Consider the following 18,429-nt stretch of genomic DNA (forward strand, 5'->3'; position numbering starts at 1 on the left):
ATGAGATTATCCAAGTCCGAAAAAATCGGCCAAATCATCATCGTTGTTATGCTTGTCTTGTTATGTGTCTCCGTTATTTATCCGTTTCTATACATGATGGCTATATCGCTTAACGAAGGATCGGATGCGGCCAAAGGGGGCGTATATTTATTCCCGCGCTCTTTTACACTAATTAATTACGAAATCGTACTTGGCAACGAGGTCATCCGCCATTCGTATTTGATTACCATCGCTCGAACAGTCATTGGTACGATAACCGGTCTCATTGTAACGTTGTTAGTTGCCTTCGGTTTGTCCTATAAGGGACTTCCGATGAGGCGTATCATTATGACTTACATTTTAATTACGATGTTGTTTAGCGGGGGGCTGGTCCCCTTCTATATCCAATTGAACAATTTGGGGCTGGTGAACACATTTTGGGTCTACATTTTACCGGGGATGTTCTCGGTCTGGAATATGTTCGTTATGCTCAAATTTATACAGGGTATACCCGAAGCACTCATTGAATCGGCTGAGCTGGACGGAGCCGGTCCATTACGGACTCTATTGCAAATCATCATTCCTCTCTCAAAGCCGATGCTTGCTGCCCTTGGTTTGTTTACGGCTGTAGGTCACTGGAATGATTGGTTCTCTGGCGCTTTTTACGTAACCGACCAATCGCTCATCCCGGTGCAGACCTTCTTGCAGCAGTTACTATCCGCTTCTGATTTGTCTGCCATCTTTGGCTCGAACACCAATCAGGAAGCAATAGCAAGAAACTCCATGATGCAGAGCACGACGCTTATGTCCATCAAGATGACTGTCGTTATGGTCAGTGCACTTCCGATTCTATGTGTCTATCCTTTTCTGCAGAAGTATTTCGTGAAGGGCGTACTCATTGGTTCTGTCAAAGGATAATCCATGAACCTAAGTGTTGGGAAACAAATGAATTACAATATATTATAGGGAGGGTCATCTCATGGTTATTAACAAAAGGAACCGGCGTTTGATTGCTTTAGTGATGGCAGTACTGCTCGTCACTCTCGTCGGCTGTTCAAGCACGGGCAAGGAGAAAAACAGCTCTGGAATTCCTGAAAGCGCTGCTAATTCCGGGACGTCAACATCTGGTAGTGGATCGTCCGCGTTCGATCTTTGGTTAGGTTGGGCGGCAACGATCAATAACGACAGTCTGGTGCAACAATATTGGAGGGATAAAGAACCAGGGGTTGAGGTGAAGTTGGAAGCAACCCAAGGGGATGCGATGACTGCGCTCAATTTGAAACTGAATGCGGGCGGTTTTAAAGACGCAGCCATGTTCAGTCGCAATGATACGGTGTTAACGGCAATGACCCGGTCCGGAATGATTATGCCTCTTGAACAATATTTCGATATGCCTGACAAATATCCGGGATTGGCTTCCATCCCCAAGGTGTACATTGACCGGTTGAAAGATAAGGATGGTCATATTTGGTCCATTCCTACATGGTTCGACCAAAATCCCGATAACCCTTGGCCAGGCTGGTCTTCAAACTCATGGGTGGTTCGGACGGATGTTGTTGAAAAGGCAGGAATGACCCTGGACGATTTAAGCACAATCGAAGGTGTGGAGGAGTTTCTTCGCGAAGCAGCCAAGATCAAGGATGATTCTGGCAAACCCTTACTCCCGCTTTCGTTCCTGATGGATCAGAATGATAATTTAGGCTATAGCGACGAGAACGCCGTACTTAATGCCTTTGGCGTGTCTACAGGCGGAGCAGGTATTGAGAAAAAAGGCGAAGAATTTATATTCGCCTATGACAACCCGAATTATAAGAAAGCATATCAATGGATGAATAAGATGTACCGGGAAAAGTTAATCGATCCCGAAGTCGTCACCAGCAAGAAAGAACAATACCAGGAAAGAAACCAATCCGGACGCGTAGCGATGAATGTCGGATCGTTCTTTAATATTCCGTCTTCTGCTTGGGAGGCTCTAGATGGACCTACGGCTCCCGGGTGGTATTATCAGGTTATTCCGATCCCTAAGGTTCCAGATGTGGATCAGGTCGGCATCAATCAAGTCGTGAATCCTTATCCGGGTTATGATGTCTTTGTCAATAAAGATACTAAGAATCTGGATGCCGTCTTAAAATTCTTCGATTACACCTTGCAACCGAATCCCGAGCAGCAGCATGTTGTTAATGAAGGACCAGCCGGACTGTATTGGGACTGGGTTGACCAACCACTCGGCAAATGGAATTTCACCGATCCGGAATATGACAAGGCTCGTAACTCGGGGGATGTGGCTCTAAAATCCAAAGTTACGCCTGAATTGTACATGACGTCTTCCTTTAGTAATGAATGGTACCCGTGGTGGAATGTCGGCAATCATCCGCATGCGGGTTATAAGAAGACAACTGAGTTTACGGAAGCTGTCGGCAAAATGGGTGCGGTGCGCTCCGTGCACTCTTATGATATGGTGAAGATGAAGACAGGCGGAGTTTGGGAGAAAAGTGCGCCGACTGTCGAGAACCTCCGTAAAGAGTACCGGGCAAAGTTATTGATGGCACAGGACGATGGAGCTTTCGAGAAGGTTTGGAATGAGTTCCGAGGGGCGCTTGAAAAGCGAGGGCAGTGGAACGAAATGAAAGCCGAATGGCATGAAACCTATCAGGCTGAAATTCAAGTGAATGGAGAGTTTTAGTATAATGAAGGAGCATTCTTGAACAAGGGGTGCTCCCCTTCTTGTTGCTAAGGCCCGGGGAGTCGGAAATGGGGGGTCCTGTTGAGTCTACCGCGTCGAGTTCAAAATTTCGTTATCAGAATAACCCAATCGATGAATATTAGGAAAAAGGTCATCATTTTATACGCATTCATCGTATTTATTCCGACTGCGTTGCTTGCAGTGGGGGCGGGTTACGTTGTTCTTTACCTGGTTCGTGAGAATTATTTGATTACGATACAGGAAGCCGTTCGCCAAAATGCCCAAAGCATCGCATTCAAAAAGCAAAGTTACGATTTAATCGTTACCCGTGCCGCCACCGATGGAGAACTGATCTCCAGACTTTCCCGTGAATACAATGATATATACGAGCAACTGGACACCGTGCTGTATGTGGACCGCTCTTTTCAATATACAGATCAGTATTTACCGGGAATTAAGTCGTTTCGTATTTACCATTCGAACAGCACGCTCGTTCAGGACGGGGGGTTCCTTTGGAGACCGGAAAACCGGATGATATCCGGTGAAAGAGAGGAAGCATGGTTTGAGCGAACAATTGAGACTCCGGGAGCGCTTAAATGGTCCAATGTCGTTGATAACGAACGCGAGTTGGTGGTCTCTCATAAGATTTCAAACCATATCGGCGGGTATTACGGAATTATTTATATGCGACTGGATTATAACGAGGTCTTTGCGGAATTCCTCCATCGTCCATTCGATGGAGCCGGCGATTTGTATATCGTGGATGAAAGAGGAAATATCATAGCTTCCTCGAGTCAAGAACAAATCGGAATCCGGTTGGACGAATCTTCGATACAGCCATACTGGAATGATTCATTTGAAATGAATGCCGTAATGAACGGCAAGCTGTTTGTGACCAGCAAACTGGATTCTGGTTGGACCGTAGCCGCGCTGGTACATTTGGACCGAATGGAAGAACAATCTCGGCTCATTTTCATCTCTGTGGGAGCAGGCATCGTTTTCTTCTTGATGTTATCCATTTTCTTGCTGTATGCCTTTTTAAACAACTTCGTGTGGCGGATTCACAAACTGGGGAAACGAATGAATGATATTTCCCGTGGTGATTTCGAGGTAAGCGTAAAAAACAGAGTGCAAGACGAGCTTGGTGAACTAGAATTGCTGTTCAATCATATGACAGGCCGCTTAGGCAAGCTTGTCGAAGAGAATGCGCAAGTCGGAATAAAGGAGAAAGAACAATCGTTTAAAGCATTACAGGCCCAAATCAATCCGCATTTCATCTATAACTCCTTAGGGCTGCTACGCTGGCGCGCACTGGATCTGCATGATGAAAAGCAGATTAGAATCATTGATGCGTTAACGACCTTCTATCGAATTGCCCTGAATAATCGGGAAAATGTGACCGCAATTCGCGACGAGCTAGAGCATGTAAAGGCCTATCTTGAAATTCAACAATTGCGTTACCCGGATCGGGTTTCGGTGGATTGGGACATAGATCCTGAGGTTTTGGACTTGTATACGATCAAACTTTTGCTTCAGCCGATTGTGGAAAATTGCTATTTACATAGCGGAATTACGCAGGTTGTCCATGCGCAGATCCGTATATCCATTGTTCGATTGGATGGAGAAGTCCACTTTGAAATATTTGATAATGGCAAAGGCTTACGTCCAGAGATATTGGAACTGGTTCGCATGGAGAAATATGAAGGCACCCGAAACGGGTTTGGGCTTAACAATATAAGAGAGCGGCTGCGTTTGTATTTCGGTTTGCAAGGACATTTTGCTATAGACAGCATCGAAAACGAGTGGACATGCATCTCCATTCGCATTCCCGTCTGCACGAATAAGCCCCAAATTATGAGAGGTGAGGGTTATGATTCAAGCGTTAATCGTGGATGACGAACCGCTGCATATCGAAGGATTGACAAAGTATATTGATTGGAACGATATCGGTTATGAGCGGCCGCTAACTGCAGAATCGGCTGAAGCGGCCTTGGTGACCTTGGCTGAAACCCCTGTAGACGTTCTGATTACGGATGTATCAATGCCTGGAATGACAGGGATCGAACTGCTTGCTACGATTACGGCAAATTATCCGAGATTGTCATCTATGCAGACATTGATAATCAGCGGGTACAATGAGTTCGAATTCGTCCAAGAAGCGATTAATCTAGGCGCAAAGGGATATGTGCTGAAACCGATCAAGATCGAGGAACTGGTAGCAAAGTTGATTTCGTTCCGAACAGTTATCGAAAAGAAACGGATGATCGAAAATGAAACTGCAGCATTGAAGGAGAGAGTCATTGGAAGCATTGACGTTCTCCATGATCGATTCGTTAATGAACTGCTAGAAGGAAGAATTCAAAACGGGGAGCAAGCCAACTCATGGAGGCATCTTCTTGATTTGCCTCCCGGAGACCGGGAGAATCGATTGTTCCTATTTACTTATGACAAATTACACGGATTGCCCATGCAGGATGCCGAGCAGCGAATTCTTCTAAGTGACTCGTTAGTTCGTACCGTTCGAGTGGGAATCTCGGGGTATGGTCAAATTTACATCGGAAGAACAGCTACCGACGAAGTGGCTGTCTTGCAATTGAACGCCTCTCCAGGTGAACGGGCCCAGTTGGAAAAGCAGTTCGCTTTCGTGCAGGAAGTCATCCGTGAGCAACACGATGCTACGATCACGATAGGTGTGAGTAGAGAAGTCATCGGTATAGGGGAGGTTCCAAGACTTTATAAGGAATTGAAACATATGCTCACTCAATTGAAATCTACCGGAAGTGAACAAATTCATTATTTCGATCAAATCCAAGCGACCGAATACCGCGAATTCCAGTTACGGGATGAGGAAATTCCGGAAATCGTCAGGCTTCTAGAAGCAGGCGAAGAGGAGCGGGCCGTTGCGCAATTTAATCATGCTTTTGATATGCTGTTGATGCAAGATGACATTTCTATTACCTATGTAAAGGCCTTTGCCATGGGTTTGATCAGCGAAGTGGTGCGAAGGTTTAATCGTTTGAACGACAATGACAACACTCACTATATGATGGTCTGGCATGACTTGCTTGAATGCGTCCGTACGTTGGAAGTTCGTGAGGTTGTCTTGGAGTACATGACGAGGTTCGCACAACTTGAGCGCAAGGAACAGGCTACGCAGCAGCATCATCTTATTCGTAACGTTGAAGCTTATTTGGAAAAAGGTCTTCAAGCACAACTGACCGTCAAACAATTGGCCGAACACTTTCAATTGAACGCAAGCTATTTAAGCGTTTTGTTCAAGAAGGAAATGGGAAGAACGATATCCGATTTTATATTGGAGAAGCGTTTGGAAAGAGCGAAGGAACTGCTGAAGGATCCTAATATAAAGGTTTATGAGGTAGCGGAACAGGTAGGGTATCAGACTGCTGCGTACTTCACATATATATTTAAGAAAGCTAACGACGTCACTCCTCAGGAATATCGGGATTATTATTATGAGGATTAGGTGCATAGCTTACGAATCATTTGTACTTATAGCATATTTTAAATGCCCTCCCACACCCTCAACAACAGTCCCCCATCACCATAAACAGGATCACTATCCGGCAGCGGCACTTGGCCGATTTCAGGGAGCGCCGCTGCGAAGTCGTCCGGCGTGGCCCGGCGGGTGTTGTAATCTGCTCCGCCGGGATAAGCGCCGGCGATGCGGAAGTCCTGCGAGGAAGTGAGCCGCTTATGCGCTGTACCGGCAGGCAGCACCAGTACGTCTCCGGCCGACACTTCAACCCTGCAGCCGGCATCGCCGCCCAGCTGCAGGCTGGCGCTGCCGGACATCACACCGAGCACCTCATGCGCATTGCTGTGGTAATGGTGATAGCTGAATACCCCGTTCACCCAGCTGTTCCGCCAGCCGTTGTCATTGAAGATCTGTTCTGCGCTTTCCGGATTCTTCTTAAATGCACCTTTATACAGAACTGCCGGAAGCTCCGGGTTATTCGGCAGCAGCTTGTCGGCCTTGAAGGCGAAGGTTTCTATAGAGACCTCCTGCTTCGGTTTGTCATGATGAGATTCTGGCATCCCTAATCAACTCCTTTTCTTTAGTTGTCATTACCCAAACCATTTAGATTGCACATCATAGAGTACCCGCTTGCCGTTAATTTTCTCCAGAGTCTTGATAATCTGAGGGTCTATCTGACAACAATAGGGTAATTCATGGCATACAGTGTAATATATCTGTTGTAGATGGCATGAGAGGGAGGTCCATTATGATACGTAAAATAGGTACACTGCTGGCTGTCGCGCTGCTGCTGCCCGCACTCATTATCCCGGCGGCGGCTGCCGCTCCGGTACAAGACAAGGCTGCTCCGGTTCAGGTGGCGGCGGCAACACAGAGTCCGGCTACGAACGGACTGGTGCCGCTGACCGGTGCAATCAACGGGAATCTGCCGATTCATATGTCCGTCAAGATTGAGAGCAGCGGAAAGCTGACCGGCAGTTATTATTATGACAAATACAAAAAGACGATCAAGCTCACAGGTAATGTCAGCGGCAAAATAGTCAATATGTATGAATACGATGCCAAAGGCAAAGAAACGGGCCGCTTCGAGGGCTGGTGGATTGCCGGCACCGGCTTTGCCGGGGTATGGAGCAATCCGGACGGTACCCGCCAGCTGCCGGTAGAGGCGTTGACGGCAACAGCCGCCAAGAGTGTTAAGGTTCCGGCAGCTGCCGAGTGGAACGGCGAATGGTATATGGCGAGCAAATCGCCTTTCTATGGGGGATATGTAGAATTCAGCAACGTCAAAAGCGATAAGCTGACCTTTTCCATCGATGCATTTGATGGCGGCCATTCCGGCCAGCTGTATGAGGAGTCAGCCGTGGTCCGCAAACGGATGGCTGTATACAAGGAAGAGGACGGTTCAGTTGTCTTTTTCTACCTGTTGAACGGCCAGTTGTATGTAACCAGCCCTTCGCCAGTATACTCTGCGGGAGCGAATGTAACCTACACCGGCGAATATGCCCGAGGTCCGTACAAAGAGGGCGTCTACACGCTGAAGGATACAGGTGTATTCAAGACAGCGGCAGAAGACAAGGCCTTCCGCACAGTGGTAGGCGATGATTACGATCTGTTCCTGTACAGCATGCAGCTGCTGGATAAGCCGAAGGATCTGGATGGTCTGGGTGCAAGCGTAATCTCAGGCGGCGTGCGCGGACTGTTTACACTGACAGAAGCGATTATTATGTATGACAAACAGGGCCACTATTGGGCAGCGGTACTCGACACGGATGAGGAGAACAGCCTGGAGGAATTCGATATTGCCATTGTCCGGTTCTACACCAACGTGCCGAATACAACTGAACTGCCGAAGACGATTGCCAAATGGACGGAGGCTTTTCCCGAATACGGGGTTGTCTTCATGAATAATTAATCATGAACAAATAACAGCCGCAGAGTACCGTCATCATACCGGTGCCCTGCGGCTGTTCTGTTATTTGATATTAATCTTAAATACATCTCCGGCTTGACCGCCAAACACAACCATACCGCCTTGCGGCAAGACTGCTGAAGGGTCCTTGGTCACCACAGAGAAGTTAACGATCATCCCGTCGGCATCATAGACAGCGAAGCCGCCGCTTGCCGGAGCAGTTACAGTCATCGTTTTGCCGGCTGACTTCTCACCGATCTTGAACCATATCCCTTGACCATTAGCGGGTACCGTACTGATTGATGACCGGCCTCCATAGATAGGCTGAACCGCATCTTCGCTGATATAAGCATTGCCATCGATGGTTAAATACTCCGCTTCGTTCTTCGTATAGAAATTCAAGTCAAACGCATCTCTTCCGTTCATGACCGGTATTTCAGCTGCATTGACGGACTTGTGCTCATCCACAATCCGGGTGCCTGAGGCATACCCCTCATCCACAGCGATATTCTTCATTAGGATCGCAGGGGACAGATAAAATAATGAATTGATCTTCTCATCCAAAGCATAGTAATTTTTCCCGTTTCTCTTTTCCCAGGCCTGCTTCGTCACGGGGGTTAGAGGATTGGACTCCAGCTTCTGATATTCGTAGGTTACCATCACCATCTGGCCGGCTCCGGGGAAATCCAACTCGGCATTAAGCTTTAGGTAGGTTATGCCGTTCTTCTGCAGATCGAAGCTTACGGCGGAACGGCCATCGCTGCTCTTGAATTGCCCGTTGCCTGTATAGATATATTTCTGTGCAGGGATCAGTCCGCCTTCCAGGGCAGGCAGGTCAAGCTCCCCGTCCTTAACCGTTATGGCTGTTGTAGCGCCTACTGTGCCGTATAATCCCGAATAGGATTTCAACTCAGCGGGCATGGCCGCCTTTACCGGGGGTTCGAAGGTTGAGTCCGGCAGGAGCTTGTCAATCTTCCCGGTATCCTTCAAGTACTCCAGCAGGATATTCGAGGCGAAAATCGTATTGAAGATCGAGCTCCCGCCGGAGGAAAGTACAGCAATTGAAATATCGGAATCGGGTATTGCAGTTAGCGCAGCATGATACATAATTGTATCCCCGCCTTTGGTTAGAGCAGTGATTCCGTAATCGCTGAACGGGGCCAGGCTCACAGCATCCCAGCCCAGACCATAGCTGAAGGTGTTTCGTTCATCCGGTACCCAGATTCCATTCTTATATTCAGGCTTCTGCATAGCCTTGACGGAGGCTTCGGATAAAATATCCGTACGGTTTCCGATCAGCACTTCAGCAAACTGGGTCAATTCTTCTGCCGTGGAATAGATTCCTCCGGCTCCAATGACGTTGGCGTTCTCTACGGGGAGAGCCTGCTCCAGCGCCGGGAAATAGGTTTTGGCCAGCTGCTGTCTGTCAAACGTATCGAGCGGCGTTTTGGTCGAGCTTAACTGCAGCGGACGGCTCAGGTACCGGTCCAGGAATTCGGAATAGCTTAAACCGCTCACTTGCTCAATCATGAGCTCCAGCAGCTGGAACCCATCGTTGCAATACACGGAATATTCTCCGGGATTGGATTTCAGATGTTCGGACTCCAGCCTTGACAGTAATTCATCATGATTCTGTGTATCGTTGTCATCCAGCAGCATGCTGTTGCCATAGTGGCTGCCGTAAAGACCTGACGAATGATTCATTAGCATCCGCGGTGTAATGTCCTTATATCTGGCATCGGCCATCTTAAACTGCGGTAAATACGTAGTGAGGGGCTTGTCGATATCAATGGCCTTGGAATCCGCCAAGATCATCGCCGCGGCAGAGACATGCATTTTGCTGACCGAGCCAATCCCAAACATTGTATCTTTCGTTACCGGTGACTGAGTGGCTTTATCGTACACACCGGCACCCCCGGACAGGGTGATAGAGCCTTTATCCCTGATGGCATACTGTAGTCCGCTTACCCCATAATTGGAGATGATCTCTGAAGCCAGCGCGCGGGCCTTTTCTTCCACGGTTGTCCCCTTCTCCTGTGCCGAGGTCTGAGCCATGGGGATCACTAACACCGAAGCCAATACTGCTGCAATCAACTTCTTCATCCTTATTTCCTCCTTCTGTTGCTGCTCGAAATGTAATCCTGGATTCATCATACAAGCAAGAAGGAGGGAGAAGGTCCGAAGTACCCTGAAACGAAAAAAACAATCCCTAAACAATGGTTTTGTCTAAGGATTGTCTGTGTGAAAGGGGAGGACGACCATATTGTTAAAGACTTTATGTCCGGACTCGATGGTCATGTTGCCGCCGTACTTATCGCATATTCTGGCTATATTGGTTAAGCCGATGCCATGATACTCCGGGTCCGGCTTCTGGCTGTGCAGGGGGGCGGTCACTTTGTCCATATGATTAAGGATGTGGATGAACAGCGCAGATTCATTCGAATGAAGCTGGATGAGCATGTACCGGTCCTCTGCCACCTTAACCTTCTTAGAGGCTTCTATCGCATTATCCAGCATATTGCCAAGAACGACACAAAGGTCATAACGGTCAATATTTACTTCCAGCGAATAGAGCTGAAGCCTGGTATCTATTCTAATTCCGTTGGCCTGTCCAATATTAAGGGTATTCGTGACCAGAGCATCTATAACGAGATGTCCGGTGTTCACCCGCTGATAGGAATCCTCGACTTTATTTAAGGTAACCCTGATATGCTCCAGTGCCGCCGCTGAATCATTACGTTTAATACACTCTTCAATGTAGAGAAACTGCTGGTGGGTGTCGTGAATAATCCGCTTAATGGATTTGAAGCTGTGCACTGTTTTCTCATAGTTCGCATCCTGATAGTTCATCTGGTGCTGCAACTGTGCATTCTCATGCATGAATTGAAATTTATCAATAATCGTATCGAAAATATAGACGACCATCACATTCAGGAACAGGAATCCGATGATCGCCATGAAATAATAGATGTTTTTCTCACTGGTGACAGTAAGCACATTGATCTGATAGATACTGATCAGGGGGACGATCAAGAAGAAAATATAGTAACGGTAAGGCAAAGAGAAGCTTCTGCGTTTGGAAATGAATCTGATCACCTGAATAACAGCAAACATAATCACACAGCTAAGGATTAATGCCTTCGTAAAGGTCAGCCGGTCCTGCCCGTTACCCGAATCCAGGGTAGTGAAATCTATGGAATCTAGACTTGAGAAAATATAAAGCGAGATAAAACTGACCATCGTCATCAAAACCGCATACAGGATAGAAAAAATGACCTTGGTCTTGATCTCCACATCATAGGATTGAGCCAAACCAAAGATCATCAGCAATGCGACACAAGAGGCTATATAGGAATTCATCGGTATGACTAGATACATGAAACAAAGCAATCCGTAAATGATGAAGTAAACGATACGGTTAGTCTTCCTGGCAGACTTGTCAAAGACGGAATTGAAGAAAAAGTTGGTTTGAAAGCACATCACCAGCAGCACACAGAGGACTATCGGCAGGTTATATAGAATCATACGAATTACCCTTCATGATCATATATTTGGTGTAGTAATCTTTAACCTCTTTGATCTTGGACCGGCCTATAGGAAGCTCCATCCCATTCGACATGAGAACGGAGCCGCTGGCGAACTTCTTCACATGCAGCAGGTTGATAATAATCGAACGGTGGATGTGCAGGAAGTTACTGTCTTTTAGAGCTGCGGCATAATCTGCAATAATGCCCTTGCTCTCATAGATTTGGGCTTTGGTGATCACATGCAGCTTGCTTTTTATCGTTAGGCTTTTGGCAACCTCAATCGCAATAATATCATCATATCTTAATACAACTTCATCATAACCGGATTTAATGACCATGAATTTCTTATCTTGGGCCTGAAAATATTGGCATAGCTTGGTGATCTTCTCTTCCAGGAGGAGAGGCGCTACCGGTTTGATTAAATACTGGAATGTGATGACATCGAAGCTCTCCACCATATATTGAGGGTAGCTGGTAAGGAAAATAATCTGTTCATCAAAGTGCTTCAGCTCGCGGATTCTCCGTGCCGTCTGAATCCCATTCATTCCGCCCATCTCCACGTCAAGAATTAGAATATGGAAGGGCACTTCGCCACGCTCATAATGAGCGGCCAGCTGCTCTCCCGAGTGGAATAACTCCATCTGGAATTCTATATTTGTCTTGATGGATAAGCCTATCAGAGTTCTCTTAACAAGCTCCCGCTGCTTCTCCTCATCATCGCATATTGCAACTCTATACATGAATGCTACCCCTTTCGTTCCGGCGCAATGACCTATAAATAGATTCACAACAGTATATAGCATTTTTAATGAGAACAAACAACTATGGGGATCAAATGCAAATTGGAATCCTTGGAATGCAGTCGGACCGGGGGCTCTGGGGGGAGGGATTGCAGGTTTTGGGTAATAACTATTATCCAGATAGAGGAGGTATACAATGAACAAACAATTATTTACGGCAGCTGCCACTATTATTCTATCCGCCTCAATTTTAGGCGCATGCAGCAACAATGAAGTTGCAAATGAGACAGAGCCAACAGCAACAAGTATAGCGACTACGCCAGTTATTGAAGCTACAGCCACTCCAGTACCTTCGGCCACTCCCTCCGCCACGGAGGCACCAGCGTCCGCAGCTCCTGACCCTACTGATCCTCAGCCCTCTGAACGGCCAGAGACCCGGGAATTCGGTGAACAGGAGGGAGGGGTTAGCGGGCAAACAGCTACACTGGAGCAAGGTGATGGCTATTCCCTATATATCACTGGGGATTTCATATTGAATGCACAGACTAACCGTTTATCACTTACCGAGGACCCGGCCTACTATGCGGAAATTGAAAGTTTGGCTTCTGAATACGATCTCACTGCGCTGAAGCAACAAGGTGAAACTGAGCTTTCCGCTACAGGCAGTGCCAAAGATTATAGCGGGGAATTGGTTGAACATCCGCTCGGGTTTGCAGAATTGTATTTGCAGGCTACTGGCGATAAAGGAGTAGTAGATTATATGGTATGGAAGAATCAGGCGGGGGAAGCCTTTCTTTTCCGGATACACAATCCTAAAGGCGCATTGTCCAATAAGTTTTCTCCCTGGGCAATGGTTTCCCTGGCGACACTTGAAAGAAATTAAAAGGTTGCCCGGATAGTCAGGGTGTCTTCCATGAGGAAGAATCCGAAGGGCTTGCAGGCAAAGTCCTAGGTCAGGATGGATGGAATAGAAGGTGCAGATAACTGAGAGAAGTCTCGTAGTCTCCTTGAGGTAAACGCGGTAAGCTCAAACAGCCCACACCTTGACACCAAGATGAGGGCTGTTTGAGCTTACATTAATAACGACCACCAAACGCATTTGGACTAACAGCATCAATACGGGCAAAATCATCAGACGTAAGATGAATATCAAGTGCCTTGATATTATCCTCCAAATATTTACGGCGTTTCGTACCAGGAATCGGCAATGTGCCTCTTTCTACTGTCCATGCAATTGCTAGTTGAGGTACCGTACAGTTCTTTTCTTTGGCGATTTCCGCTAGTTTATCAACGATTTTAATATTCTTTTGGAAGTTCTCACCTTTGTAACGTGTAAAAAGATTGCGCATATCATCAGCTTGGAAGTTCTCATTCATATGACGTTCCCCCGTAATAAAGCCTCTGCTTAGAGGACTGTAAGCTACAAGGGTGATTCCTAATTCTTTTACGGTAGGTAGAGCTTCTTCTTCAATTTCCCGGCTCCAAATGGAGTATTCCGATTGGACTGCGGAAATAGGGTGTACTTCATGCGCTTTACGAAGTGTAGATGCACTAATAACTGATCCATTTAGGCCATTAGAAAGACCAAGATAACGTACTTTACCTGCTTTAACTAATTCAGCCATAGCACCAACTGTCTCCTCAATTGGAACATTAGGATCTACCGCATGTTGATAATACAGGTCGATATAATCGAGACCAAGACGTCGAAGGCTTTCGTCAATAGCTTTCTTTACATAGTCCGGGTGTCCTCCGATGAATTCCCAATTTGGACCATACGAGAACTTGGTAGCGACAATTGCCTGTTCTCTTCGTCCCTTCAACGCTTTTCCTAATAGCTCCTCATTATGGCCGTTGCCATATGTATCCGCAGTATCAAGCAAGGTTACCCCGAGATCAAGCGCCCGATGAATGGTTTTAATGGACTCCTCATCATCAATGGTGCCATACATGCCGGGGGACATGCCCATCATACCCAATCCAATAGAAGAAACGGCAATATCGCTGTGACCGAGCTTTTGCGTTTTCATATTAGTTACCTCGCTTTTTATATGTTTTAGCTTCGAGTTACATCTTAGCATAAAGAAATTTACAAAGTAAACACTTTTAATCATTTTTGTATAATTTGAAAATAATGTTTGTGACGAAAGCGGGATTCCGGTTATAATAAAGGTAAGGGGGGCTTTATGTGAATAGCCAGATATCAGATAAAAAAAACGAAACACGAGTTAAGCTTATGAATAAGCTGCTTCCTTATTTACGAAAAAATGGCCTTCAGTCCGTTCGGATGGACGAAATTTCTAGAGTAATGGAGATAAGCCGAGTAACTTTATATAAGTATTTCTCAACCAAGGAAGAAATTGTCGAGTTCATCGTAGATGGTTTTATTGAATACATGAAGGAACTGACCCACAATCCTTTGGATTCGGTTCAAAGTTTCGGCACTCGCTTTTTGCAAATATTTGAACAAACCATATCTCTAGTCGTTTATTTCTCGGATATTATCCTTCAGGACCTCGAAACCAGTTACCCTGATTTATTTGATCGCTTTAATGAAGCTATGAGGGAGCGAGAAGAGAAGATACTGGCTTTCTTTGAGGAAGGTAAACAAAAAGGGGTTTTCAATCAACTTAACGGCAGGCTCTTAATAAAGCAGGATGAAATTCTAAGAGGGATGTTCGATGTTAAATATCTGATGACCAATCAATTCACGGTTCAACAAGTTTTATATGATTATTTTCAATTAAAGAGGATTCAGTTGTTTAAGCCCGAAAAGCTGACAGCAATTGATGATGAAGTGTTGATGCCGAAAATAGAACATTTAACTCAAAAAGTGACCAAAAACCTTTTTTAACCTTCACTAAATCCTCTTCTCAAAAAAAATTGCTTGTGTGATCCCCGCGGAGTACTCCGCGGGTTTTCTTGTTTAATGGATCACACAGTAAGCTTTGTATTCGTCATTTTCGCTTTAAAATGTTGCAAAAAGCAACGATATTTTATTTAAACTTTATATAACCAATTAAATGTTGAATTATTGCAACGATATGCTATACTAAATTCGAATACGATGTATCAAGATATCCAGAGGAGAAGATATGATGGAACAGTATTTCTTTCAAACGGCCCGCAGCATTATCGCGGGCTGCGGCTCCTTGGAGCGGATTGTGGAGCATCTGCAAAGACTGGGATCTCTGAAATCGGTACTGCTTGTATCCCAGCCCTTTCTTCAAAGCAGCGGCACGCTGGATGAAGTTACAAACCGCCTGAAGAGCGGCGGAATCGACGTGCACTGGAATACCGATGTTCAGCCAGAACCGACCATCGCCCAATTGGAAGCGCTCTCTGGCGCAATAGCCGAAGTTCCCTGCGATGCGATTATAGGTATCGGCGGAGGCAGTGTGCTGGATGTTGTCAAGCTTCTGTCTGTCATGAAAACCAACAGCCTCTCTGTCCGTGACATGCTGGGGACGGATCTGATCCCGAATCCGGGCATTCCGACGGTCCTGATTCCCACCACCTCGGGCACAGGCTCGGAAGTGACACCCAACGCTATTGTGACTTTACCGGAGGAGGAGCTGAAGATCGGTGTTGTCAGCCGGTATCTGCTCCCGGCATTAGTCATTCTGGACCCGCTGTTGACGCTTGGTTTACCTCGTGATATTACAGCCGCGACAGGAATGGATGCCTATACTCATGCGCTTGAATCATTTATTTCCAACAAGGCCAACCGGTTCAGCGACATGTTCGCACTTGAATCCATCCGCAGCATTTCTGCCAGTATCCTGCAGGCCTATCACCACGGAGACGACAGAAAAGCGCGGGAGGATATGCTGATCGGTTCCATGTACGGCGGAATGGCATTGACCTGCGCCGGAACGGCAGCTGTACATGCCTTGGCTTATCCGATTGGCGGGAAATTTCATGTGCCTCACGGAGTAGCCAATTCCATGCTTTTGCCGCATGTAATGGAATTTAATTTCGATGCGATTGTGGAACGGCTGGCTCTTGTAGCCGGAGCGATGGGGCTTCAGACCGGAGAGGGAAAACAGCGGGATGCGGAGCAGGTGATCGGGCAAATCCGGCTGTGGACGCAGGAGATGAGCATTCCTCAGGATTTGACACTCTTCGGAGCTGCGCGCGGCGATATTCCCGGGCTTTCACTCGCGGCCTCGCAGGTTACCCGGCTGATGGCTAACAACCCGAAGGTGATGACGCTGGATGACATCGGTGCGGTATACGGCAAGCTGTTTCACTAAGAAATGGTTTGATGCTGCTTAATGAACGGTGGCTGGGTTATAATGGCATTAAAAAAACAAGGATGAATAGCTGCATGAAAATTAAAGCGATTGTCATTGCTCCTTACCCGGGGTTATCTGAATTAACGTTAAGCTTACAGAATGAGCTGCAGGAGTTTGAGATTGTAGTGGAGCATGGAGATCTGTCGAGGGTGCTGCCGCTGATCGGCCGCATTCACTCGGAAGGCTACGATATCATTATCAGCAGAGGCGGGACGGCAAAGCTGCTGCAAAAGCATTCCTATCTGCCCGTTGTGGAAATTCCCGTTTCCGGATTCGACATATTACGGATCCTGACGCTGGTACAGGGATACAATGCCAAATGTGAAATGATCGGATTTCCCAATATCATCGAAGGCTTTATGTCCGTGTCCAGCTTGATGGAGGTTGATATTTCATACACGGTTATCCATCAGGAGCAGGAAGTCAGTGCTGCCCTGGCAGACGCCAAAGCGAGAGGCATCCAGGTTATCATTGGCGACAGCATTACGGTCAAGATCGCGGCTGAAAGCGGTCTGCAGGGCGTATTAATTACCTCCGGCAGGGAGTCATTAATGGAAGCGTTCTCGCGGGCCGGACAGCTCTATAAATCAGCCCGGAAGCTGAAGGTCAAGAATGAAATGTATGAAGCCATGCTCGGTAAGCTGGAAGACGGGTATGCGGCGGTGGATCAAGGCGGCAAGCTGGAGTTTGCCAATCCTTCGTTCAAGCAGCTTCTGCGGCTTCCTGAAACAGCAGATACGATGTATACCATGTATCCCGGTCTGCGGGAAATGCTCAGGGACGCCGGCCGGGGGGCAGACTTTGACACGGTGACATCCGTTTATGAACCGGAGCAGGGCTTGTACCTACAGGCGCAAATGCTGCCTGCCGCGGATGAACGCCTGCTGTATATGCTGCATTCATCGGAGGAAGAACCGGAACGCAGCGGTCTTGCGGCCAGTTACCTTCTGACGGCAGCCCCTTTTTTCTCCCACCGGGAAGACGGCGGGCTGGAGACGGACTTTCAGGCTTATCCTGCAGCTGTATATGGCGAAAAGGGCAGCGGGCGCAAGCGGTACGTTATCAACGCCGCCCTCTCCGAATCAAGGGACGGCATTCTGTACCTCAATATCCGGAGATCATCGGAAGAGGTGCTGAAGGCCATGATGGAGCTGATGCTGTACGGCGGCGGGCGCGTTACTGCCATAGAAGGAGCGGAATTGCTCTCTGCCAAGCAGCAGAGAGAGCTGGCTGAGTTCATTATCAAGCGTAAGATGAAGACGGTATTTCTGTTCGACAGGGATCCGGAGGTGCTCGCTGCTGAGGACCGGCTGGCCGGCAAGCTGCTGCGCAGCTTACAGGACCGGAGAATCCCGCTTCCGGCCCTGCGGGATACGCCGTGGCTGGAACGCAGCATCCGCGCCTGCCTGATCTGGACGAATGAACGCCAGGGCAAGCAGATTGCCGGTATCCGGAGCGAGGTCATGGAGGTGCTTCTCGCGCATCCGTGGCAGGGTAATTTTACCGAATTGCGCACGGTGATGGATCTCTTTGTAACGGCATCAGCGGGGCCGTTCATTGAACCAGAGGCGCTGGTGCTGCTGGAGGAAGGAAGCCGGAAGGCACGCAGCGGACTTACCCCGGTGCCCGGCAGGGAAGAACTGAACCTGTATCAGCCGCTGGAGGACATTGAACGGGATATCATCCAGACGGTTCTGGAGCAGGAGAATATGAACCAGTCGCTGGCCGCCAAGCGGCTTGGCATCAACCGCTCAACGCTGTGGCGCAAATTAAAAGAGGATTGACAGGGCGGCTGCT

General features: G+C 47.5%; 14 protein-coding genes. 9 read left to right on the forward strand and 5 right to left on the reverse strand.

Annotated features, from left to right (window positions below; all coding sequences use genetic code 11):
- The 4 genes from NSU14_RS06340 to NSU14_RS06355 all read left to right on the forward strand — a co-directional run bounded on the left by NSU14_RS06340 (position 1) and on the right by NSU14_RS06355 (position 6,146).
- The gene (locus tag NSU14_RS06340; protein WP_340943562.1) at positions 1 to 897 is read left to right on the forward strand and encodes a carbohydrate ABC transporter permease; all 897 of its coding nucleotides are present in this window, start codon (positions 1 to 3) and stop codon (positions 895 to 897) included.
- 61 nt (positions 898 to 958) lie between these two features.
- Positions 959 to 2,662: an extracellular solute-binding protein gene (locus NSU14_RS06345; protein WP_340943564.1), complete on the forward strand. Its 1,704-nt coding sequence runs from the start codon at positions 959 to 961 to the stop codon at positions 2,660 to 2,662.
- 132 nt (positions 2,663 to 2,794) lie between these two features.
- Positions 2,795 to 4,558 (forward strand): cache domain-containing sensor histidine kinase, encoded by a 1,764-nt coding sequence (locus NSU14_RS06350; protein ID WP_340943566.1) that lies wholly within the window; start codon positions 2,795 to 2,797, stop codon positions 4,556 to 4,558.
- A complete protein-coding gene (locus NSU14_RS06355; RefSeq protein WP_340943568.1) occupies positions 4,533 to 6,146 on the forward strand; it encodes a response regulator in 1,614 nt (537 codons plus the stop codon). The genes NSU14_RS06350 and NSU14_RS06355 overlap by 26 nt, the downstream gene beginning before the upstream one ends.
- 38 nt (positions 6,147 to 6,184) lie before the next feature.
- Here NSU14_RS06355 and NSU14_RS06360 read toward each other — a convergent pair whose 3' ends face one another.
- On the reverse strand, positions 6,185 to 6,718 hold the full coding sequence (locus NSU14_RS06360; protein ID WP_340943571.1) for a cupin domain-containing protein: 534 nt from the start codon (positions 6,716 to 6,718) through the stop codon (positions 6,185 to 6,187).
- 188 nt (positions 6,719 to 6,906) lie between these two features.
- On the opposite strand from NSU14_RS06360, the gene NSU14_RS06365 reads away from it, so the two are divergent.
- Complete coding sequence (locus NSU14_RS06365; protein ID WP_340943573.1) at positions 6,907 to 8,070, forward strand: hypothetical protein; 1,164 nt, start codon at positions 6,907 to 6,909, stop codon at positions 8,068 to 8,070.
- A 60-nt stretch (positions 8,071 to 8,130) separates the two neighbouring features.
- Here the strand turns inward: NSU14_RS06365 and NSU14_RS06370 are convergent, their stop codons facing one another.
- The 3 genes from NSU14_RS06370 to NSU14_RS06380 form a co-directional block, all read right to left on the reverse strand.
- The gene (locus tag NSU14_RS06370) at positions 8,131 to 10,170 is read right to left on the reverse strand and encodes a serine hydrolase domain-containing protein (RefSeq protein ID WP_340943574.1); all 2,040 of its coding nucleotides are present in this window, start codon (positions 10,168 to 10,170) and stop codon (positions 8,131 to 8,133) included.
- A 123-nt stretch (positions 10,171 to 10,293) separates the two neighbouring features.
- Positions 10,294 to 11,592: an ATP-binding protein gene (locus NSU14_RS06375; RefSeq protein WP_340943576.1), complete on the reverse strand. Its 1,299-nt coding sequence runs from the start codon at positions 11,590 to 11,592 to the stop codon at positions 10,294 to 10,296.
- Positions 11,579 to 12,334, reverse strand: a complete 756-nt coding sequence (locus NSU14_RS06380; RefSeq protein ID WP_336103282.1) for a LytR/AlgR family response regulator transcription factor — start codon at positions 12,332 to 12,334, stop codon at positions 11,579 to 11,581. The genes NSU14_RS06375 and NSU14_RS06380 overlap by 14 nt, the downstream gene beginning before the upstream one ends.
- Positions 12,335 to 12,530: 196 nt before the next feature.
- Here NSU14_RS06380 and NSU14_RS06385 point away from each other — a divergent pair, with 196 nt between their 5' ends.
- The gene (locus tag NSU14_RS06385; RefSeq protein WP_340943581.1) at positions 12,531 to 13,217 is read left to right on the forward strand and encodes a hypothetical protein; all 687 of its coding nucleotides are present in this window, start codon (positions 12,531 to 12,533) and stop codon (positions 13,215 to 13,217) included.
- 193 nt (positions 13,218 to 13,410) lie between these two features.
- On the opposite strand, the gene NSU14_RS06390 is transcribed toward NSU14_RS06385, so the two are convergent.
- The gene (locus tag NSU14_RS06390; RefSeq protein WP_340943584.1) at positions 13,411 to 14,364 is read right to left on the reverse strand and encodes an aldo/keto reductase; all 954 of its coding nucleotides are present in this window, start codon (positions 14,362 to 14,364) and stop codon (positions 13,411 to 13,413) included.
- A 158-nt stretch (positions 14,365 to 14,522) separates the two neighbouring features.
- Here NSU14_RS06390 and NSU14_RS06395 point away from each other — a divergent pair, with 158 nt between their 5' ends.
- The 3 genes from NSU14_RS06395 to NSU14_RS06405 all read left to right on the forward strand — a co-directional run bounded on the left by NSU14_RS06395 (position 14,523) and on the right by NSU14_RS06405 (position 18,416).
- A complete protein-coding gene (locus tag NSU14_RS06395; protein ID WP_042139044.1) occupies positions 14,523 to 15,188 on the forward strand; it encodes a TetR/AcrR family transcriptional regulator in 666 nt (221 codons plus the stop codon).
- Positions 15,189 to 15,429: 241 nt separating this feature from the next.
- The gene (locus NSU14_RS06400) at positions 15,430 to 16,590 is read left to right on the forward strand and encodes an iron-containing alcohol dehydrogenase (protein ID WP_340943587.1); all 1,161 of its coding nucleotides are present in this window, start codon (positions 15,430 to 15,432) and stop codon (positions 16,588 to 16,590) included.
- Between the two features lie 74 nt (positions 16,591 to 16,664).
- Positions 16,665 to 18,416 (forward strand): PrpR N-terminal domain-containing protein, encoded by a 1,752-nt coding sequence (locus tag NSU14_RS06405; RefSeq protein ID WP_340943589.1) that lies wholly within the window; start codon positions 16,665 to 16,667, stop codon positions 18,414 to 18,416.
- Positions 18,417 to 18,429: the final 13 nt, after the last annotated feature.

This window comes from Paenibacillus sp. FSL R10-2771 (assembly GCF_038000205.1).
Classification (GTDB): domain Bacteria; phylum Bacillota; class Bacilli; order Paenibacillales; family Paenibacillaceae; genus Paenibacillus_AQ; species Paenibacillus_AQ phytohabitans.